General features: G+C 68.9%; 15 protein-coding genes and 1 tRNA gene. 14 read left to right on the plus strand and 2 right to left on the minus strand.

What is annotated here, in order from left to right:
- Positions 1-69 precede the first annotated feature (69 nt).
- The 3 genes from OHA77_RS21810 (at position 70) to OHA77_RS21820 (ending at position 4,244) form a co-directional block, all read left to right on the plus strand.
- Positions 70-1,377 carry a M20/M25/M40 family metallo-hydrolase gene (locus OHA77_RS21810; protein WP_406311410.1) on the plus strand — a complete coding sequence of 436 codons (1,308 nt, stop codon included), beginning with the start codon at positions 70-72 and terminating at the stop codon, positions 1,375-1,377.
- A gap of 165 nt (positions 1,378-1,542) precedes the next feature.
- On the plus strand, positions 1,543-2,106 hold the full coding sequence (locus tag OHA77_RS21815) for a hypothetical protein (RefSeq protein WP_326826436.1): 564 nt from the start codon (positions 1,543-1,545) through the stop codon (positions 2,104-2,106).
- Positions 2,107-2,336: 230 nt separating this feature from the next.
- Positions 2,337-4,244, plus strand: a complete 1,908-nt coding sequence (locus tag OHA77_RS21820; RefSeq protein WP_406311411.1) for a chaplin family protein — start codon at positions 2,337-2,339, stop codon at positions 4,242-4,244.
- Positions 4,245-4,455: 211 nt separating this feature from the next.
- On the opposite strand, the gene OHA77_RS21825 is transcribed toward OHA77_RS21820, so the two are convergent.
- The gene (locus OHA77_RS21825) at positions 4,456-4,641 is read right to left on the minus strand and encodes a DUF5703 family protein (protein ID WP_326826434.1); all 186 of its coding nucleotides are present in this window, start codon (positions 4,639-4,641) and stop codon (positions 4,456-4,458) included.
- Between the two features lie 157 nt (positions 4,642-4,798).
- On the opposite strand from OHA77_RS21825, the gene topA reads away from it, so the two are divergent.
- The 8 genes from topA (at position 4,799) to OHA77_RS21865 (ending at position 15,684) form a co-directional block, all read left to right on the plus strand.
- Positions 4,799-7,453, plus strand: a complete 2,655-nt coding sequence (topA, locus tag OHA77_RS21830; protein ID WP_406311412.1) for a type I DNA topoisomerase — start codon at positions 4,799-4,801, stop codon at positions 7,451-7,453.
- 238 nt (positions 7,454-7,691) lie between these two features.
- Positions 7,692-9,758, plus strand: coding sequence for a dTMP kinase (gene tmk, locus OHA77_RS21835; protein WP_406311413.1), 2,067 nt, complete (start codon positions 7,692-7,694; stop codon positions 9,756-9,758).
- A 21-nt stretch (positions 9,759-9,779) separates the two neighbouring features.
- On the plus strand, positions 9,780-10,961 hold the full coding sequence (locus tag OHA77_RS21840; protein WP_406311414.1) for a DNA polymerase III subunit delta': 1,182 nt from the start codon (positions 9,780-9,782) through the stop codon (positions 10,959-10,961).
- 403 nt (positions 10,962-11,364) lie between these two features.
- Entirely contained in the window at positions 11,365-12,075 is a 711-nt protein-coding gene (locus OHA77_RS21845; protein ID WP_406311415.1) for a hypothetical protein, read from the plus strand.
- Positions 12,072-13,226 carry a glycosyltransferase family 4 protein gene (locus OHA77_RS21850; protein WP_406311416.1) on the plus strand — a complete coding sequence of 385 codons (1,155 nt, stop codon included), beginning with the start codon at positions 12,072-12,074 and terminating at the stop codon, positions 13,224-13,226. The genes OHA77_RS21845 and OHA77_RS21850 overlap by 4 nt, the downstream gene beginning before the upstream one ends.
- A 113-nt stretch (positions 13,227-13,339) precedes the next feature.
- Positions 13,340-13,894 (plus strand): SigE family RNA polymerase sigma factor, encoded by a 555-nt coding sequence (locus OHA77_RS21855; protein WP_406319852.1) that lies wholly within the window; start codon positions 13,340-13,342, stop codon positions 13,892-13,894.
- Positions 13,891-14,565 carry a permease-like cell division protein FtsX gene (locus tag OHA77_RS21860; protein ID WP_406311417.1) on the plus strand — a complete coding sequence of 225 codons (675 nt, stop codon included), beginning with the start codon at positions 13,891-13,893 and terminating at the stop codon, positions 14,563-14,565. The genes OHA77_RS21855 and OHA77_RS21860 overlap by 4 nt, the downstream gene beginning before the upstream one ends.
- A gap of 267 nt (positions 14,566-14,832) precedes the next feature.
- Positions 14,833-15,684 carry a stage 0 sporulation family protein gene (locus OHA77_RS21865; protein WP_406319853.1) on the plus strand — a complete coding sequence of 284 codons (852 nt, stop codon included), beginning with the start codon at positions 14,833-14,835 and terminating at the stop codon, positions 15,682-15,684.
- A gap of 45 nt (positions 15,685-15,729) precedes the next feature.
- Here the strand turns inward: OHA77_RS21865 and OHA77_RS21870 are convergent, their stop codons facing one another.
- Entirely contained in the window at positions 15,730-17,007 is a 1,278-nt protein-coding gene (locus OHA77_RS21870; protein ID WP_406311418.1) for a DUF4407 domain-containing protein, read from the minus strand.
- Positions 17,008-17,555: 548 nt separating this feature from the next.
- Here OHA77_RS21870 and OHA77_RS21875 point away from each other — a divergent pair.
- The 3 genes from OHA77_RS21875 (at position 17,556) to OHA77_RS21885 (ending at position 19,841) form a co-directional block, all read left to right on the plus strand.
- The gene (locus tag OHA77_RS21875) at positions 17,556-19,013 is read left to right on the plus strand and encodes an alpha/beta hydrolase (protein WP_406311419.1); all 1,458 of its coding nucleotides are present in this window, start codon (positions 17,556-17,558) and stop codon (positions 19,011-19,013) included.
- Between the two features lie 67 nt (positions 19,014-19,080).
- A tRNA-Thr gene (locus tag OHA77_RS21880) sits at positions 19,081-19,157 on the plus strand.
- A 324-nt stretch (positions 19,158-19,481) separates the two neighbouring features.
- On the plus strand, positions 19,482-19,841 hold the full coding sequence (locus OHA77_RS21885; RefSeq protein ID WP_406311420.1) for a 5-carboxymethyl-2-hydroxymuconate Delta-isomerase: 360 nt from the start codon (positions 19,482-19,484) through the stop codon (positions 19,839-19,841).
- The last annotated feature ends 120 nt before the right edge of the window (positions 19,842-19,961 follow it).

A 19,961-nucleotide genomic window follows, 5' to 3' on the forward strand; every position in this document is an offset into this window, starting at 1 on the left:
GGATGCCGGCAGACCGGGCGCGACGGCAGGATGGGAAGGGCAAGCCGTATCGAAGCCGAAGGAGCCGACATGATCGCACTCAATGGTGAGGACGAGGTCGCCGGGCTGTGCAGCGACCTGATCCGGATCGACTCGACCAACGCGGGCGACAATTCCGGTCCTGGTGAACGGGCCGCCGCGGAGTACGTCGCGGAGAAGCTGGCCGAGGTCGGCCTGGAGCCGCAGATCCTGGAATCGGACGGCAACCGGGCGAATGTGATCGCCCGGATCGCGGGGGAGGACTCCTCCCGCGACGCGCTGCTCCTGCACGGGCATCTCGACGTCGTCCCCTTCAACGCCGGTGACTGGACCCACCACCCGCTCAGCGGGGAGATCGCCGACGGCTGCGTCTGGGGACGTGGCGCCGTCGACATGAAGAACATGGACGCGATGATCCTCGCGGTCGTCCGGCAGCGGCTCAGTGAGGGGCGCCGGCCGCCGAGAGACGTGGTGCTGGCCTTCACCGCCGACGAGGAGGCCGGTGGCGCCTACGGCGCGCAGTGGCTGGCCGACGGCCACAAGGACCTGTTCGAGGGGTGCACCGAGGCGATCGGCGAGGTGGGAGGGTTCAGCGTCTCGCTTGACGACGCTCGCAGGCTCTATCTCATCGAGACGGCCGAGAAGGGCATCGCCTGGATGCGGCTGACCGCCCGCGGCCGGGCCGGGCACGGTTCCATGCTCAACGGCGAGAACGCCGTCACCGAGCTGGCCGAGGCGGTCGGCCGGATCGGGCGCTACCAGTGGCCGGTACGGCTCACGGAGACGGTCAGGACCTTCCTCACCGAGACCTCCAGGGCGTTGGACCTCGAACTCGACCTGGACGATGCCGAGGCGACCGTGGCCAAGCTCGGCCCGCTGGCCCGGATGATCGGCGCCACACTGCGCAACACCGCCAACCCCACCATGCTGGCGGGCGGTTACAAGGCGAACGTGATCCCGCAGACCGCCACCGCCCACGTGGACGGCCGTTTCCTGCCGGGATACGAGGACGAGTTCTTCGAGACGGTCGACGAGCTGCTTGGGCCCAATGTGACCAGGGAGTTCGTCTACCACGACATCGCCATCGAGACCGGGTTCGACGGGCCTCTGGTGCGGGCGATGACCGACGCGCTTCTCGCCGAGGACCCGGGGGCGCTCGCCGTGCCGTACACCCTGTCGGGCGGTACGGACCTGAAGGCGTTCAGCCGGCTGGGCATGCGCGGGTTCGGGTTCGCGCCGCTGAAGCTCCCCGCGGACCTGGACTTCTCTGGAATGTTCCATGGGGTGGATGAGCGGGTGCCGGTGGATTCGCTCCAGTTCGGGGTCCGGGTGCTTGACCGTTTCCTGGACGCCTGCTGAGACATTCGGTGGAAACATCTTGCACTAGCTGTACGTAGTGCTAACGTAACTCTCCGTTGAGGGGTTGGGCCGTGCGCCGAGCAGGCCCACCCGGAGCGATGGGGAGGTCACGTGGCACGCATGCCGCAGGAGCAGTGGAGGGCGTCATCGCCCGCTGCTCGGCGCGTGCCCACGACTGTTTCCGGCCACGACACGATCCCCATGGTGCACCGGATGGCGCGGTTCGCGGCCGGTGCCGGGCAGATCGTCAGACGAGTCCTCGCGATCGGCGGCCTGCTGGCCGCCGGATGGCTGCTCGTCGTCGTCTTCGGGCTCCTCAACGCCGCTCCGGCGGTCGCGGACACCACCGCGGCGACAGGAACGGCCCGCTCCGGCGACTCCGGCTCAGCCGCTTTCGGATCGGCCGCCCAGGCCGATGTCTTCCCCACGGAGAGCGGCGGCCTGTCGGCGACAGGAAACGCCGAAGCCATGGCCGGGAAGGGCGTAGACGGGCTCACCAGCCAGTCGAAGCCCACATCCCCGGTTCCCGCCACCGTTGACCACAGTTCCGGCACCGATGGATTCGTGCCTCAGGGTGGCGGTGGATCCGGTTTCTCCGGACCATGCGTGGGAGATGTCGCGCGGTCTGTCTACGACCCGCGGTTGACGGCGCAGAGCATTCCGCTCGCGTTCGTGCTCCCCCCTGTCGTCCGCACAGCGGCGGACGACCCTTCCTTCTCTCCTGACTGACTCCGTCCCATGGGCCGGGCCCGCCGATTCGGACGGGCATGCCGGTTGCGGAGCGTGCCCTGCCCCCATCCCCAGGGGAGCCGCTCCCTTCATGACGGTGAGTAATTCCCATCCCTCGTGACGGCCGCCGGAGCTTCCGCTGTGCGGGCTCCCGTCAGGACCTCGCGCGGCTCCGCGCGCGCCGAGCACGAGATGTCAGGTATCCCCCAAGAACCGCAAGGAGATCAATTATGCGTACGTGGGTTAAGGGCACGGCTCCCGCGGCCCTGCTCGCGCTGGGTGTCATGGCTCTCGGCAGCGGTACGGCTCTCGCCGACACCTCCGGTGACGGCTCGATCGGCGGCGGTAACCAGGTCAACCTTCCGATCACCCTGCCGGTCGACATCAGCGGAAACGCCGTCGCCGTCGCGGGTGAGTCGGCTGCGTCCTCCCAGGGTGGCGCCTCCGTCGAGAACGTCGGCGGCGGCGACGGCATCCCCAACGAGACCTCCGGCCGGGGCAGCATCCTGGGCGGTAACCAGGTCAACGCCCCGATCACCGCGCCGATCAACGCCTGCGGCAACGCGCTGTCGGTGTTCGGCAGTTCCCAGGCGGGCTGCAAGGGCGGCGCGTCCGTCAGGAGCACCGGCCGGGGCGGGGCCGGCGGCAACCGGACGGACGGTGACCACAGCATTCTGGGCGGTAACCAGATCGTCGCGCCGATCACCGCACCGGTCAACGCCTGCGGCAACTCGGTCGCGGTCCTCGGGGACGCCGTCGCGGGCTGCGAAGGCGGTGCCTCGGTGCGGAACGGCGGCCGGGGTGGGGCGGGTGGCAACACCACCTCCGGCCGGGGCAGCATCCTGGGCGGTAACCAGATCGTCGCGCCGATCACCGCGCCGATCAACGTCTGCGGCAACTCGGTCGCGGTCCTCGGCGGGGCTTTCTCCGGCTGCAAGGGCGGTGCCGAGGTGACCGACGGCGGAAGGCCGGACTGGTGGCCGGGAGGTCCCGGCTGCCCCGTTCATCCCGGCCGTCCCTGCGGGCACGGCGGTTCCGGTGGACACGGCGGAAACGGTGGACACGGCTATCCGGGCGGTAAGGGCGGTCCTGGCGGTAAGGGCGGGCACGGTGGCCAGGGCGGTCACGGCGGCCCCGGCTGGAACGGTGGGCCCGGCTGGAACGGCGGCCCTGGTTGGAACGGTGGGCCCGGCTGGAACGGCGGGCCCGGCTGGAAGGGCTCGACCGGCAACGACACCGACGGCCGTTTCGGCGCCGGCAGTGGCAACCAGATCGTCGCGCCGATCACCGCGCCGGTCAACGCCTGTGGAAACGCGGTCGGCAACGCCCTGGCGGGTTGCCCGGGCGGCGTGATCGTCGAAAACTCCGGCGGCGGCCGGGGCGGGGCCGGCGGCAACCGGACGGACGGTGACCACAGCATTCTGGGCGGTAACCAGATCATCGCGCCGATCACCGCGCCGATCAACGTCTGCGGCAACGCCGTCGCGGTCCTCGGCGGGGCCTTCGCCGGGTGCAAGGGCGGTGCCTCGGTGCGGAACGGCGGCCGGGGTGGGGCGGGTGGCAACACCACCTCCGGCCGGGGCAGCATCCTGGGCGGTAACCAGATCGTCGCGCCGATCACCGCGCCGATCAACGTCTGCGGCAACGCCGTCGCCGTTCTGGGTGACGCCGCGGCCGGTTGTCTGGGGGGCTCCCACGTCGGCGAGCCGGGAAGCGGGCGCTCCGGCCACTGGGCCCGGATGGCCACCCGCAAGAACAGCGGCCTCGTGCCGGCGCTCCCCGTCGTCCCGGCGCTCGGCGGTGCCAAGCCGGGCGCGGCGGCGCAGGGCGCAGCCGTCCCCGCCGCCGGGGGAACGCACGAGATGGCCGCTCTGCCCGAGCTTCCGGTCATGCCCGGCACCGGGTCGGGCGTCCAGCAGGCCGGTTCGCCGTTGGCGCCGGTGACCGGAGTGGTCTCCTCCACCCCGCTCGGCGGCGCGCTCCCCACGAGTGGCCTCGGCCTGATGAGTGCCGCTCAGCCCGCCGGAGTGACCGGAATGAACTCCGGCTCACTGGCCGCCCTGCTGCTCGGCGCGATGGCCGCCGTCTCCGCGACGCTCTTCGTGGCCACTCGCCGGCTCCGCTTCGGCAAGCGGTAGGGGCAGAGGTAAGACAGCAGTAACCATCCAGCCATGTCTCCCCGGTTCGGCCGGCGGAGACACGCAGACGCTTCGCAGGTGGCGAGGGATGGCCACGGCCTCGGGCCGTGATGCCCTCTCGCCCCGCGAGGCCGAGTAGCTTTGCCCGTTCCGGGGGCGCGGCCCGGGACGGGCAAAGCCATGTCCGGAGTCACCGAGGCAGTGCCCGCAGTCACATCGTCCTGGTCACGCGTATGATCTTGCGACGCAGTCGGACGTCCCGGCGGCCGTCGGGATACAGTCGCAGACGGTCGAGTTCCCAGTCGCCATATTCTGCGTGTTCGGTCAGAATCTGCCGAGCGGCGTCCCTCGAGATGCCACGCGGAAGATGGAGAACCAAGTAGGAGTAGTCGAGCACAGCGATTAGTCTCCGAGGGTGGGCTGGGGGACGTCGGCACTCATAGGGCTTTATTGTGCGTCCTAGCGACTTCCCTTGGAGTGTTCCCGATCCAGATCGGGTAACCCAGGAGGGAAGAAAACGGGGAACCAATGCGAACAGCGAGGTAGGAAGCAGCGTGCCAGCCAAGAACGGCAACGCCGGCGGAACCCGCCTGGTGATCGTCGAGTCGCCTTCCAAGGCGAAGACCATCGCTGGGTACCTCGGCCGCGGCTACGTCGTGGAGTCCAGTATCGGGCATATTCGCGACCTCCCCGAGAAGGCCGACGACATCCCTGAGAAGTACAAGGGGGAGTCGTGGGCACGCCTCGGCGTCAACGTGGACAGCGAGTTCGAGCCGCTCTATGTCGTCAACCACGACAAGAAGGCCCAGGTCAGCAAGCTTAAGCAGCTGCTCAAAGATGCTGACGAGCTCTACCTCGCCACTGACGAGGACCGGGAGGGCGAGGCGATCGCCTGGCATCTCCGCGAGGTGCTCAACCCCAAGGTGCCGGTGCACCGCATGGTGTTCCACGAGATCACTCCGCGGGCCATCCAGGACGCGGTGGACAACCCGCGTGCCCTGAACCTGCGGCTGGTCGACGCCCAGGAGACCCGGCGCATCCTCGACCGTCTCTACGGTTACGAGGTCAGCCCGGTCCTGTGGAAGAAGGTCAAGCCGCGCTTGTCCGCCGGTCGCGTGCAGTCCGTGGCGACCCGGCTGGTCGTGGAGCGCGAGCGCGAGCGCCTGGCGTTCACCAGTGCGAGCTACTGGGACCTGCAGGCGCTGTTCGACACCGGCCGCGACGAGATCCCGCACGAGTTCACCGCCACGCTGACCGCGGTGAACGGCAGGCGCGTCGCCCAGGGGCGTGACTTCGCGAGCAACGGCACCCTCAAGGGCACCGACGTGGTCCACCTGGACGAGCCGGCCGCACGGGCACTCGCCGGGCGGTTGAGCGGCAGCGCCTACAAGGTCAACTCGGTCGAGCGCAAGCCGTACACCCGCAAGCCGTACGCGCCGTTCCGGACGACCACGCTGCAGCAGGAGGCCAGCCGGAAGCTGGGCTTCTCCGCGAAGTCGACCATGCAGGTCGCCCAGCGCCTGTACGAGAACGGCTTCATCACCTACATGAGGACCGACAGCATCACGTTGTCGGAGACCGCCGTCGCCGCCGCGCGCAGCCAGGCCATCAAGCTGTACGGCGCGGCGTACGTGCCGGACAAGCCGCGCGCCTACGCCAGCAAGGTGAAGAACGCGCAGGAGGCCCACGAGGCGATCCGTCCTTCGGGTGAGGAGTTCCGCACTCCGGGCGAGACCGGCCTGAGCGGTGACATGTTCCGGCTGTACGAGCTGATCTGGCAGCGGACCGTCGCCTCGCAGATGAAGGACGCGGTCGGCGAATCGGTCACCGTCAAGGTGGGCGGCACCTCCAGCTCCGGTGAGCAGGTCGAGTTCGGGGCCACCGGCCGGACCATCACCTTCCACGGATTTCTCAAGGCCTACGTCGAGGGCGCGGACGACCCGTCCACCGACCGTGACGACTCCGAGAAGCGCCTGCCCAACCTGGACGAGGGCGACCGTCTCACCGCGGCCGAGCTCAAGGCGCTGTCGCACGCCACCAAGCCGCCTGCGCGCTACACCGAGGCCTCGCTCATCAAGGAGCTGGAGGACCGGGAGATCGGCCGTCCCTCGACCTACGCGTCGATCATCGGGACGATCCTGGACCGCGGTTACGTGTTCAAGAAGGGCACCGCCCTGGTGCCGTCCTTCCTGGCGTTCGCGGTGGTCAACCTGCTGGAGCGGCACTTCGGTCACCTCGTCGACTACGACTTCACCGCCGACATGGAGAAGGTCCTCGACGACATCGCCAACGACCGGGCGGAGCGGGTGCCCGAGCTGCGCCGCTTCTACTTCGGCGAGGAGGGTGACGAAGGTCTCAAGGAGATGGTGACCGATCTCGGCGAGATCGACGCCAAGGAGATCAGCTCCTTCTCGATCCGGGGCACCGACATCATGATCCGGGTGGGGCGTTACGGCCCCTACCTGGACCGTGAGGGCTCCCGGGTGAACGTGCCCGAGGACCTGGCTCCCGACGAGCTCACCGCGGAGAGGGCCGAGGAGCTGTTCTCGCGCCCGACGGGCGACCGCGAGCTGGGCAGGGACCCGGTCACCGGTCACGTGATCGTGGCCAAGGACGGGCGCTACGGCCCGTACGTGACCGAGATCCTCCCCGAGGAGGCTCCTCCGGCGGAGGGGACCAAGAAGAGGACCAAGAAGGCCGACGTTCCCAAGCCGCGCACCGGGTCGCTGCTCAAGACGATGTCCCTGGACACCGTCACCCTCGACGACGCCCTGCGGTTGCTCTCGCTGCCCCGGGTGCTCGGGGAGCTCGAAGGCCAGGAGGTCACGGCCCAGAACGGCAAGTTCGGGCCCTACATCAAGAAGGGCACCGACTCGAGGTCGCTGTCGTCGGAGGACGAGCTGTTCACGGTCACGCTGGAACAGGCCAAGGAGCTGTTCTCCCAGCCCAAGGCCCGAGGCAGGCGCGCCGCCGCCGCTCCTCCGCTGCGTGAGCTCGGTGAGGACCCGGTGTCCAAGAAGCCGATCGTGGTGAAGGAGGGCCGTTTCGGTCCCTACGTGACCGACGGTGAGACCAACGCCTCCCTGCGCAAGGGCGACGAGGTCGAGCAGATCACCACCGAACGCGCCGCCGAGCTCCTCGCCGACCGCCGCTCCCGCGGCCCGGCGCCCAAGCGGCCCACCCGGGCGAAGGCGAAGGCCAAGGCCTGAGCGGACGTCTCCGCCGTCCCGGGCGTTCTCCGGAACGCGCCGGGTACGGCGGGCGGACCGGCGCGGGAGAGGGTGCCGGGGCCGGAAGATCCGGAAGCACGGCACTGAGACATTCTTTTCGCGAGTGCCTGCTGCGGAGGACGGCCCGGACGTATTACCCTCATGCGACGGGCAGCCGGGCATATCCGGCTGGCTCATGCTTTCCCCAGCCGAGTGAGCATCTGGATACGCTGGCACCATGACCACCCCTGGCCGACCCACCGCGCGCCGCAAGCCCTCCAACGTGCTGGCCAATGCCCCGTTCCGCAAGTTGTGGACGGCCATGTCGGTGTGCAGCCTCGGAGACTGGCTGAACATCATCGCGCTGACCGCGCTGGCCGGAAACCTCACCAGCGGATCCGGTTACAAGGTCCAGAGCCTGGCCATCGGCGGTGTCTTCGTGGTGAAGATGCTCCCGGCCATCCTGCTGGGCCCGCTCGCGGGCGCGTTCGCCGACCGGTTCGACCGCAGGCTGACGATGTTCTTCTCCGACCTGCTGCGGTTCGCGCTGGTCCTGTCGATCCCGCTGGTCGGCAACTACCAGTGGGTGCTCATCGCTACGTTCCTGGTCGAATGCGTCAATCTCTTCTGGGTCCCCGCCAAGGACGCCACGGTGCCGAATCTGGTGCCCAAGGAGCGGCTGGAGGAGGCCAACCAGCTCAACCTCCTGGTCACGTACGGCACCGCCCCGGTCGCCGCGCTGCTCTTCGCGGTGCTGTCGATCGCCAACGACGCCCTGGGCAGGTTCGTCCCGTACTTCTCCGGCCGTGACACCTATCTGGCGCTGTTCGTCAACGCCATCGCCTACCTGGTGTCGGCCTTCATCATCTTCACGCTCAGGGACATCCCCACCGCCAACAGGACGGCCACCGCGGTCTCCACCCCGTCGGTGCTGCGCCAGATCGTCGACGGCTGGCGTTTCGTCGGCGCCAACCGGCTGATCCGCGGTCTGGTCATCGGCATGCTCGGCGCGTTCGCCGCCGGTGGCGCGGTGGTCGGGGTGGCCAAGATCTACGTGGAGGTGCTGGGCGGCGGCGACGCGGCCTACGGCGTGGTGTTCGGCTCGGTCTTCGTCGGCATGGCCTCCGGCATGTTCTTCGGGCCCAGGTTGCTGCGCGAGCTGTCCCGGCGGCGGCTGTTCGGACTGTCGATCATCATGGCCGGGGTGGCGCTGGCCGCGATCGCGATCATCCACAATCTGGTGATCGTCGTCATGCTCACCGTGGTGCTGGGGGCGTGCGCGGGGATCGCGTGGATCATCGGCTACACCATGATCGGCCTGGAGGTGGAGGACGGCCTGCGCGGCCGTACGTTCTCCTTCCTGCAGTCTCTCGCCCGGGTCGTCCTGCTGCTGGTCGTCGCGGTCGCCCCGACGCTGGCGGGACTGTTCGGCAGGCACGAGATCGTCATCGGCAACGAGAGGATCTACGAGTTCGACGGGTCCAACCTGGTGCTGCTGATCGGCGCGCTGCTGGCGATCATCGTCGGGTTCCTCGCCCTGCGGCACATGGACGACCGCAAGGGCGTGCCGATCGCCTCCGACCTGTTCGCGGCGGTGCGCGGTGAGCGGTTCGCGCCCGAGACCGCCGAACAGCCGCGCGGGATGTTCATCGCGTTCGAGGGCGGCGAGGGGTCGGGTAAGACCACCCAGTCCAGGCTGCTCGCGATCTGGCTCCGGGACCAGGGCTTCGACGTGGTGCAGACCAGGGAGCCCGGCTCGACCAAGGTGGGCATGCGGCTGCGCGCGATCCTCCTGGACGCCGTGCACCAGGGGCTGTCGGCGCGCTCGGAGGCACTGCTGTACGCGGCCGACCGGGCCGAGCATGTGGAGAAGGTCATCCGCCCGTCGCTCTACCGGGGCTCCATGGTGATCTGTGACCGCTATGTGGACTCCTCGCTGGCCTACCAGGGTGCCGGGCGGTCGCTGGACCCGGCCGACGTGGCCAGGGTCAACGCCTGGGCCACCGGGGGGCTCGTCCCCGACCTGACCGTGCTCATCGACACTCCGCCGTCCGTCGGCCTGGCCCGGCTGGGCGGGGCCGCCGACCGGATCGAGTCCGAGCCGCTGGAGTTCCACGAGCGGGTGCGCCGGGAGTTCCGCGCGCTGGCCGCCGCCAGCCCGGACCGCTATCTGGTCATCGACGGGACCCTCGCCCAGGACCAGATCTCCCTGCTCATCCACGACCGGGTCCGCGAGGTGCTGCCCGACCCGGTGCCGCGGGAGTCGGAGGACGCCACCGGCACGATCCCCGTCATCCGCGACTGACACCGGCGGTAGGTTGGGCGCGTGGGAGTCTTCGATGACCTTGTGGGGCAGGAGCGGGCGGCGGTAACGCTCCGCCGCGCCGCCGACGGGGCCGCCGAGATGCTGGCCGGGGGGCCCGGTGGCGGGATGACCCACGCGTGGCTGTTCACCGGACCCCCGGGCTCCGGCCGGGAGGAGGCGGCGCGGGCGTTCGCCGCCGCGCTGTTCTGTCCCGACCGGGGGTGCGGCCACTGCGACATGTGCCACCAGGTGACCGTCGGCTCCCATCCCGACCTGGAAGTCGTCCGCACCGAGGGCCTTTCCTACGGCATCAAGGAGACCCGCCAGCTCATTCTCCGGGCGGCCGGGGCTCCGACGCTGGGGCGCTGGCGGGTCGTTCTCTTCGAAGGGGCCGACCGGATGCCGGAGCGTGCCTCCAACGCGCTGCTCAAGGCGATCGAGGAGCCGCCGCCGAAGACGGTCTGGCTGCTCTGCACCCCGTCGCCCGCCGATCTTGTCATCACCATCCGGTCGCGCTGCAGGGTGGTCACGCTGGTCACCCCGCCCACGGCGGCGGTCGCCCATGCGCTGGTGACCCGCGACAACATTCCGCCGGACATGGCGGAGTACGTCGCCAGGGCCACCCAGGGCCACCTGGAGCGGGCCCGGCGGCTGGCCCTGGACCCGGAGATGCGCGCACGGCGCGAGGCGGTGCTCTCCATTCCCCGATCCCTCACCGGGCTGGGGGAATGCGTCACGGCGGCGGAGCGGTTGGTGGACACCGCCAAGAAAGAGGCCGAAGCGCTCTCCTCGGCGCTGGACGAGGGGGAGATCACCGAGATCCGCAAGATCTACGGTGAGGGTTCCTCGGGGAAGGGACTGAACAAAGGCCTGATCCGCGGCGGGGCCGGCGCGCTCAAGGACCTGGAGAAACTGCAGAAGTCCCGGGCCACCCGGACCCAGCGGGACGTCATCGACGCAGCACTGCTCGACCTGGTCGCCTTCTACCGCGACGTGCTGGCCGTGCAGTTCGGTGCACCCGTGGAACTGGCCAACGAGGACCGCCGGGCCGACCTGGACGATCTGGCCCGTTCCTCCGTCCCCGAGGACACCCTGCGCAGGATCGACGCGATCATGCACTGCCGGGAGCGGCTGGCGGCCAACGTCAACCCGCAGATGGCCGTCGAGGCGATGACGATCTCGCTGCGGCAACCTCGTCTGTGATCTGCCCCGGTGGTCCGGTGACCCGGAGGCGGTCCGCGACCGGTCACGGACCGGTCGGCCGGGCGTCGCACCGCCCCGCGGAGGCGGCCGGCCGAGGGTGACCGCGGTGCGGCCGTCCGGTGGTTCCCGGAGTCCGGTGATCCGCCGGCCCCGGAGGCCGGTCGGTGCGGGGAATGGGGATATCGCCGCCGTGAGGCCCGATGGATCTTTTTACGTCCGACGGAACCGTTCCTGGCCAACCTCACTCAAATCATGGGTGTGATTCGTTAGGATTCACAGCGAATTTCCACTTATTTGTTACATATCGGCCATACAGTGTCCTGCTTTTACGGGGATGAGCAGGAAGACCGGGGGACTCTTGGAGAGCATCGGAGCGCGCCCAAACATGATGGCACCAGGGGGTGTGCGAGCCGTTACCAGCCGTGTGGACGGCAATGACGTGCTGAGCGTCGAGTGGCCGGAGCCGGTGGACGGGGAGATCGTTTTGAGACACGTGGAGACCGGGGAGGAGCGAGGGGATGCCGATCTCACCGGGCTGCGGCCGGGTATCTGGATGGCGTCGCACCGGGGTGAGCCCCTCGCCACCGACGACCCCGGGTTCTCCCTGGACGGGCTGCTCGCTTATGCCGGAACGCCCCGCGATCGAGAGATTCGGGCATTTCGCACATCTGTCGGCACGCTTGCCCTCGCCGTCCGCGAGGTCGAACCGTACGTCGAGGTGACCGCCGTCGTCTCCGACGGCGGCGTGATCGAGGTCGAGGGCATGATCGCGTACGGCGAGCCGGCCGAGGGACCGGCCAGGCTGGTGGCCGTGGCCAGGAAGGGGCGGCAACCGGTCAGCGGATCCGCGGTCTTCCGGGGGAGGCGCTTCGAGGGGAGCCTCCCGATCGCACCGATGACCGAGGCGCAGGTGAGACGACGGACCTTCTGGGATCTCCACGCGGAGACCGCCGGGCTGCGGCTGCCGCTGGCGGCACGGCTCGATGACATCACCGACAAGAAGACCCGGGTGCGTTTCCCCGCCCAGCGCGTGGGACAGATCAGGGTACGGCCCTACTACACCGACACCGACAGTCTCGCCGTCGCCCTCACCGTCGAGGAGCAGGCCTCATGAAGATCTCCTTTCTGATCCTCAACGCCTACGGCATGGGTGGAACGATCCGGTCCACCTTCGACCTCGCCGGCAAGCTGTCCGAGCGGCACGAGGTCGAGGTGATCAGCGTCTTCCAGCACACCGATCTCCCCTTCCTGCCTCTGGCGCCCCGGGTCCGGCTGCGTTCGCTGGTGGATCTGCGGGAGGGGGCCCGGGTCCGCTGGCCGTACACGAAGAAGGCGGAACGGCTGAGCGCGCAGGAGAGCGCGTTGATCCATCCTGAGGAGCGCGCCTACTCCTCCTTCACCGCGTGGAGTGACGACGTTCTCCGGCGGGAACTGCGGCGGCTCCGCACCGACGTACTGGTCACCACCCGGGCCGGGCTGAACATCATGGCGGCCAGGTTCGCCCGCAGGCGGGTCGTCACGATCGCCCAGGAACACCTGCACTTCGAGGCCCACGAGCCCGGCATCTTCCAGGAGATCCAGCAGTGGTACCCGAAGCTGGACGCGGTCGTCACCCTCACCGAGGCCGATGAACAGGACTACCGCGCCATGCTCGACCAGGCGCCGACGCGGGTCTACACCATCGGCAACGGGCTTGCCGACGTGCCGCGTCCCCGGTCCCGGCAGGAGAACCGGATCGTGCTCGCGGCCGGTCGGCTGGTGCCGGTCAAGGGCTATGACCGGTTGCTGAAGGCGTTCGCCAGGGTCGTCGAGGAACGCCCGGACTGGAAGCTGCGCATCTACGGTGAGGGCCGGGTCAGCGAAAAGCTCGTCAAGCTGGCCGTCAAGCTGCGCCTGCACAACAACGTGACGTTCATGGGGCCGACCGGTGACATCGAGGGCGAACTGGCCAAGGCCTCGATCCACGCGGTCAGCTCCCGCTTCGAGGGTTTCGGCATGACCATCATCGAGGCGTTCGCGTGCGGGGTGCCGGTGGTCAGCTTCGACTGCCCCCGGGGACCTCGCGAGATCATCACCTCCGGCCACGACGGGCTGCTGGTCCCACCCGACGACGTCGAGGCTCTGGCCGAGGGGCTGCTCAAGATGATCGACGACGAGGAGGGTCGTCACCGGATGGCCCGCAACGCCCTGGAGACGGCCAGGGGCTACGACATCTCCATGATCGTGGAACGGTGGGAGGGATCCTTCGCCGACCTCGTGCGCTGAGCGGGACCCGTACGCCGGGCCGGGCCGTACACCGGGCCCGGCCGGACGCGGATGAAACGTGTGGGCCGGGTGGAGCAGCATCCGGCCCGGCCCGGCGTCTCTGTTACGTGACCATGTCATTGTCGGGGACCACCCCAGATCCCGAAATCGAGCTGCTCTCCCATGGAGAGCCCCTGGCCAGGGACCGCATCGACGTCGCGGCGCTGTTCGCCGACCACCACCTCGGCCTGGTGCGGCTGGCGCTGCTCATGGTGGGGGACCAGGCCACGGCCGAGGACGTGGTGCAGGAGGCGTTCACCCGCACGCACGCGGGCCGGCACCGCCTGCGCGATCCCGGGCGCGCGCTGACCTACATCCGCTCGGCGGTGCTCAACGGCTCCCGTTCCGTGCTGCGGCGCCGGGCGGTGGCGTTCCGGCGGGCCGTGCCGTACGAGCCGCCCGTCTGGTCCGCCGAACACGCCGCACTGCTCGGCGAGGAGCGCCGCGAGGTGCTGGTGGCGCTGCGCGCGCTGCCGGGGCGGCAGCGCGAGGCGCTGACGCTCCGCTACTACCTCGACCTGTCCGACCTGGAGATCGCCGAGACCATGGGGATCGGTGCCGGCACGGCCCGGTCCACCATCGCGCGCGGGCTGGCCGCCCTCGCCCGCAAGCTTGGGGAGGAATCATGACCGCCACCGAGAACCGCCTGCGCGAGGCCCTGTCGACCGCCGCCGTGACCGTCGTCGACGTCCGCCCGCTGACCGTCCCGGCCCGCCGCCGGTCCCGGGTGCCTCTCCGTGTCACCGCCGTCGCCCTGGCCGTCACCGCGACGGCCTTCGGAGTCGTACGGCTCGCCGCACCCTCCCCGGCTTCTCCGATGTCGCAGGGGGAGACCATCGTCGCGATGTCCATGAGCGGTGAGACGCCCGGCGGGAGGGCCGAGGTCTCGGTCTTCTTCTGCAAGGAGAACGATTACTTCCCCAGCTGCGAGGGCGGAAAGACCACCGAGACGGAGAAGGAGAACCTCGTACGGATGCTGGAGGCCCGGCCCGAGGTGAAGAGCGTCATCTTCGAGGATCGGCAGACAGCCTGGGAGAACTTCCGGCAGCAGAACAACGACAATCCCGGTCTGATCAACGTAGTGGTCCCGGAGGACATGCCCGAATCCTTCCGGGTCAGGACCAGGGAAGGGGCGGACTCCCTGGCTGTGGCCCGGGCCGCGCACGAGCTGCCCGGCGTGTCCAATGTCATCGACCTGCCCTGCCTCCTTGAGCGCGCCTCCCTGTGGGGGGTCGTCAAGAGCAAGCTTCCATGGTCCGATGACGGGGAGCAGTGCTCCTTCGTGGGCAAGGGAAGGTGAACTCCTCCGGCTGAAAGGCGATACGGGGGCACGGCCCGCCTTCGCCGGCTTCCGCAGCCGGCGCCGGAGGTCCGGGGGCGGGGGGCCATGCCCCCGGCCTCCGCGTCGGAGCGCCGGTGCGGGAGCCCATGTCCGGCTTCCGCGCCGGGGAACCGTACCGGGGAACCGGGCGATGCTCCGATGCGGGAGCCCACGGGGACGCTTGTGACGCGTAGTGTGGCTCCGTGGGCGCTTAGCCGTACCCCCGAGGTTTGGAGCCACATGGGCATGATCATGGCGGTGAGCTTCACCCGCTACGGCCGGCTGTACTACCTCGACCCGGGCGAGCACAGTCCCAAGGTCGGGGACAGGGTGCTGGTGCCCACCGACGCCGGGCCGGAGGTGGCCGAGTGCGTGTGGGCGCCGCAGTGGACGAGCGAGGAGGTCGGCGGCCTCCCGGTCTGCGCGGGCATCGCGAGTGAGGAGCACCTGGCGCGCGACGAGGGCAACAAGCGGCGGCGCGCGGAGGCCCGGAGCGTCGCCAAACGCCTGATCAGGCGGCACGAGCTGCCCATGAAGGTGGTCGGCGTCGACTACCTCGACTCCGACAACGTCTACACCGTCTACTTCTCGGCCCCGCACCGCGTCGACTTCCGTGCCCTGGTCCGCGACCTGGCCCGTAACCTGTGCGCCCGGGTGGAGCTGCGCCAGATCGGCCCCCGCGACGAGGCCCGCCTGCAGGGCGGCATCGGCCCCTGCGGCCGTGACCTGTGCTGTGCGACCTTCCTCAAGGACTTCGAGCCGGTCTCGGTGCGGATGGCCAAGGACCAGGACCTGCCGGTCAACCCGCTGCGCATCGCCGGGGCGTGCGGGCGGCTGATGTGCTGCCTCAAATACGAGCACCCGCTCTACCTCGAAGCGAACGCCAGGATGCCTCGCGTCGGCCTGAAGGTGGACACCCCGGAAGGCTCGGGGACCGTGATGGGCCGCAACGTCCCCTCCGACTCGGTGACCGTCCGGCTGGACGAGGGAGGACGGCGCTGCGCCTGTCCCTCCGCCTCGGTCTGCTCCCCTCGCAAGCAGCACGACACGATGTACGGCGGGGCGGTGACGGTCGCCGAGAGCGGCCCGGAGGAGTAGGCGGTGACACCGGTCATCTGCCGCCGCTGGAGCGCCCCGAGGAGTTCACCGCCGCCCTGACGGAGTTCCTGACGCCCCTCCGGGGATCTCCCGGCGGCTCTCCGCGAAGTCGATACGGGTCCACGGCGTCCTGGGCGATTCCGTGGCCCGCTCCTGGACGGCTCTGCCCGCGATGGTCACCTGCCGCCACTGCCTGCGGCGGTCCGCCGCGTCCCGGTGGGCGTGGAGTTCGAGCTCGCCGATCCGGGCCTCGGTGTGCAGCTGAAGGCGCCTGCTGTGAATCTCCTCGTCCCTGCGGTTCGCATGATCCGCCATGCGGTCGTAAGCGGTCGTCCCGCCCATCAGCTTGACGAGGACGGGGAGGCAGTCGACAAGGATCAGGAAGAGCCGGAACAGCCAGCTCGCCCCGGACAGGTAGGAGTTCACCGCCGTGACCTCCTGGAGCGCCCGCATCCGCTCCAGAAGCCCGACCGGGTCCGCCGGGCCGGGCAGAGCGGACAGCCGCTCTTCGATTCCGGCTTCGATCTTCTTCGCGAAGTCGGCCTGCCTGCCGGCGAGTGGGCCGCGCATCGCGGTTATCCGGCTCTCCAGGGACCGGAGCTTCCGCTCATTGTCGGACAGGTGGCTCTGGACGAGAAAGTTTTTCGCCGCCGAGTCCAAGCGCCTGCAGAGCGGGCCGATGCCTTTCTTCCCGCTCATTCCTTGCTCATTGTCGCCGGCGCATTCCCCGGTCGCCTTGTCGACCATCTCGCCGTGCCGCCTCCGGTCGGCCTCGACCCGGGTCCGCAGTCTCCCGGCGTCGCTTTCCAGGTCTCTCAGTTCGGCCACGTCCGCCTCGGTGGTAGAGGCCAGCAGCCGGGCGTCCCCGCAGTCCCGCCGGGCCGGTGCGCCGGTGGGCACCCGCGGGTTGCACTCCAGCAGCCGGTCCCGCTCGGTGTTCAGGGCGGCCTGACGTCCGTCCACGACGTGCTGGACTATGGCGGTCTCGAACACTCTCAGCACCAGAGGCTCGGCGATGATGAAGCCCAGCACCACGGAGACGAGCAGCCGCGGGACCAGTATCAGGATCCTGCGATGCCAGACACCGGTGACCGTCGAGACGAGCCAGCGGTCGAAGTTGAGCACGATGAGCATCCAGATCACCGTGGGGACGAGCATCGCGACATGGGCACCGCCCAGCACCTGGCTCAGCGCGAACCACATCGAGATCCCGGCGACGACCGCCGTGCCCAGCACCACGCCGCCGAGGCCGACATAGCGGGTCCGCTCCAGCGGCACCTGGTCCAGGATGCCCTCGTCGGCCCCGGCCAGGGCCCGCAGCATTCTCCCTGGGTCCGGTCGCCTGACCGGCCCGATCAGCGATCTCCTGGAGTGTCTTCCGAAATCACCATTTTTCATGGGTTTTCCGATTCTCTGCTCTTTATTGCGCAGTGCTGCTTGCTGTCGTCTGTGCGAGATGGCCCGCGCGCGCAGGGCTCTCGCTGGCGCGATATATGGTCTTTCGAATATGGAAAATAAGTCTCAGAGGGAATTAATTCACACCATGCCGTGGTGCACGATCTCTGATAGGCCGATTGCGGAAGGCAGGGAAAAAACTTTGCCGCTTCTGCTCCCTGCGCTTCCGCAAGTGCGTATACGTAGATCGAATCTGTCGGAGCTAGATAAAAGATCAACGCTAGCACCGGTACGGCTCGCCTGCTCCCGGCTGCGGCCTGCGCGGCAGGAGGACCGTGCGTGAGGGTCGCCCGTTTTCTCCTCATTTGGCCTTTTGGTAATACCGGCAACTGGATTCATCAACGGCGAGGGCTTTGATAACGCGGCGTAGGATTTCCCCGGAATGCGATCTGCCGCCTCCCCCCGAAAGGCACAGCGTGAGATTCCGCCGAACGGCCGCCGCTCTCGCGGCGCTGGCCCTGTCCACGACAGCCTGTGCCGACGCCGGCCGACCGAAAACCGCGCTCGACTGGACGGACTGCGGCGACGGCTTCGAGTGCGCCAAGCTGGGGGTCCCTCTCGACCACGGCAAGCCCGAAGGCGAGCGGATCCAGATCAGCGTGGTCCGGCTTCCCGCCTCGGGCGACCGGATCGGTTCGATCCTCGTCAACCCGGGCGGTCCCGGTGGCTCGGGGGTCGAATACGCGCGCAGCGCGCGTTCGGTGCTGAGCGCGGCCGTACGGGCCCGTTTCGACGTGGTGGGATTCGACCCGCGGGGGGTCGGCGGATCCTCACCCGTCCGATGCCTGTCGTCGAGCGAGCTGGACGCCTACACCGGTCTCGACGGCTCCCCCGACTCGCCAGCCGAGATCGCCGCACTGGAGGAGGGGTCGCGGCGGTTCGCCGAGGGGTGCCAGGCCCGCTCGGGCAAGCTCCTGCCGCACGTCGGCACGGCCGACGCGGCACGGGACATGGACCTGCTCCGTGCGGCCCTCGGCGACAAGGGCCTCACCTACCTCGGCAAGTCGTACGGCACGCAGCTCGGCGCGGTCTACGCCGACCTCTTCCCCGGCCGCGTCCGTGCCCTCGTTCTCGACGGCGCCGTGGACCCCTCCCTCTCTCCGCTGGAGCTGAACGCCACCCAGGCCCACGGGTTCGAGGTCGCTCTCGACGCGTTCCTCGAAGACTGCTTCACCGTCGAGGACTGCCCCTTCGACGGTTCGGTGAAGTCGGCCCGTGCGGAGATAGCGGAACTGCTCCGTGCGGCGGATCGAAAGCCGCTGGCCAACGGGACCGGGGACAGCCGTCAGATCGGTGAGGCCTGGACCACCCTCGGCCTGATCACTCCGCTCTACGACCACCAGTCGTGGCCGGTCCTGCGCCAGGCGCTCGACGCGGCGCTGAAGGGGGACGGGACCACGCTCCTGCGCATGGCCGACCTGCTGATCGACCGCCGTGAGGACGGCGCCTACTCCAACCAGACCGAGGCCAACATGGCCGTCAACTGCATCGACGGCCATTTCCCCCGGAGCTCCTCGGCGCTCGCCCGGGCGGCCCGTGACGCCGCGGTCGACGCTCCGCTGTTCGGCTCGTCGGTCATGTGGTCGTCGCTGCCCTGTACCTACTGGCCGGTCAAGGGAACGTCCAAGCAGAAGATCGACGCTCCCGGCGCCGCGCCCATCGTGGTCGTCGGCACCGAGCGCGATCCGGCCACGCCGTACGAATGGTCCAAGGCCCTGGCCGAGCAGCTCTCCTCCGGCGTGCTCGTCGGTTTCGACGGCGACGGCCACACCGCGTACCTGACCGGTTCCTCGTGTGTGGACCGCCTGGTCGACGACTATCTGATCAAACTGGCCGTTCCCGAGGACGGAGCCCACTGCCCCAAGATCGGTTGATTCGGGGGCGCGGGAAGCACGCGGGAGCCTGTAGACTGCCGTAGGCCGTGCGAAACATGCGCGCCACGCCGCCTTAGCTCAGTCGGCCAGAGCACTTCACTCGTAATGAAGGGGTCTGGGGTTCGATTCCCCAAGGCGGCTCCAAGTCAGAGGCTCTCCGGGATGATCCCGGAGGGCCTCTGTCATATCTGTACAGCAGCGAAATACAGCAACGGGGTCAGCCGTCCCCGGACTTCACAGTCGTGTCAGGGCTCACGACCCATGCGACAGATCCGACTCGGGAGGTGGGTGACACTCCGGCTAGATGATCTATCCCTCTTCTGAGGCTGAGAGTACTGCAGCCATCGCTATCGCTGGATCAGGGCGTGGTAGCCGAGGTTGCCGATTCGTCTTGCATTCTTCGACTTGCAGCTTTCGAACCAGGCAACTGGCTTGGACATGGTGCGGGTGGCCTCAATAATGAGTGGCATGCCGCAGATCATTGTCGAGTACTCCGCATCCCTCGCTGAGGCGTTCGACTGGCGCGGTTTTGCGCTGGCACTTCACCCGGCCGCGGCCGAGGTGATCGGCAGCGCCCTGCCGGATTTCAAAACACGCTTTCGCTCCATCACCGAAGCGGTCATCGGTAACGGTGCCGCCACCGAGGCGATGATCCACGTAGATCTAGCGATCTTGCCCGGTCGTGTCCCTGAGGTTAAAGCCCGTCTGGGAGATTTGACCCTCGCGATGCTGTGTGACCACCTCAAGCCTGGAACGGAGCTGAATACCCAGGTCACCGTCGAGGTTCGGGACATTGAGAGCTACCACAAACGGGTCCTGGCACGATAGCTGGATGGATGTGCGGGTGCTGATCAGCTGACCGCTGCAAGCGTTCGCCCGGACCGGGTACGCCGTTCGGGGCAACGGGCCAGTCCGGTGACGACGCCGCGAGCACTTCGCCGGGGCGCC

The sequence above is a fragment of the Streptosporangium sp. NBC_01639 genome (assembly GCF_045209755.1).
Taxonomy (GTDB): Bacteria; Actinomycetota; Actinomycetes; order Streptosporangiales; family Streptosporangiaceae; genus Streptosporangium.

What these genes read in the sequence shown, in the direction of transcription:
- OHA77_RS21810 (WP_406311410.1), top strand. Translation starts at nt 70, where the DNA reads ATGATCGCACTCAATGGTGAGGACGAGGTCGCCGGGCTGTGCAGCGAC.
- OHA77_RS21820 (WP_406311411.1), top strand. Translation starts at nt 2,337, where the DNA reads ATGCGTACGTGGGTTAAGGGCACGGCTCCCGCGGCCCTGCTCGCGCTG.
- tmk (WP_406311413.1), top strand. Translation starts at nt 7,692, where the DNA reads ATGACCACCCCTGGCCGACCCACCGCGCGCCGCAAGCCCTCCAACGTG.
- OHA77_RS21850 (WP_406311416.1), top strand. Translation starts at nt 12,072, where the DNA reads ATGAAGATCTCCTTTCTGATCCTCAACGCCTACGGCATGGGTGGAACG.
- OHA77_RS21855 (WP_406319852.1), top strand. Translation starts at nt 13,340, where the DNA reads ATGTCATTGTCGGGGACCACCCCAGATCCCGAAATCGAGCTGCTCTCC.
- OHA77_RS21860 (WP_406311417.1), top strand. Translation starts at nt 13,891, where the DNA reads ATGACCGCCACCGAGAACCGCCTGCGCGAGGCCCTGTCGACCGCCGCC.
- OHA77_RS21865 (WP_406319853.1), top strand. Translation starts at nt 14,833, where the DNA reads ATGATCATGGCGGTGAGCTTCACCCGCTACGGCCGGCTGTACTACCTC.
- OHA77_RS21870 (WP_406311418.1), bottom strand. Translation starts at nt 17,007, where the DNA reads ATGCTGCGGGCCCTGGCCGGGGCCGACGAGGGCATCCTGGACCAGGTG.
- OHA77_RS21885 (WP_406311420.1), top strand. Translation starts at nt 19,482, where the DNA reads ATGCCGCAGATCATTGTCGAGTACTCCGCATCCCTCGCTGAGGCGTTC.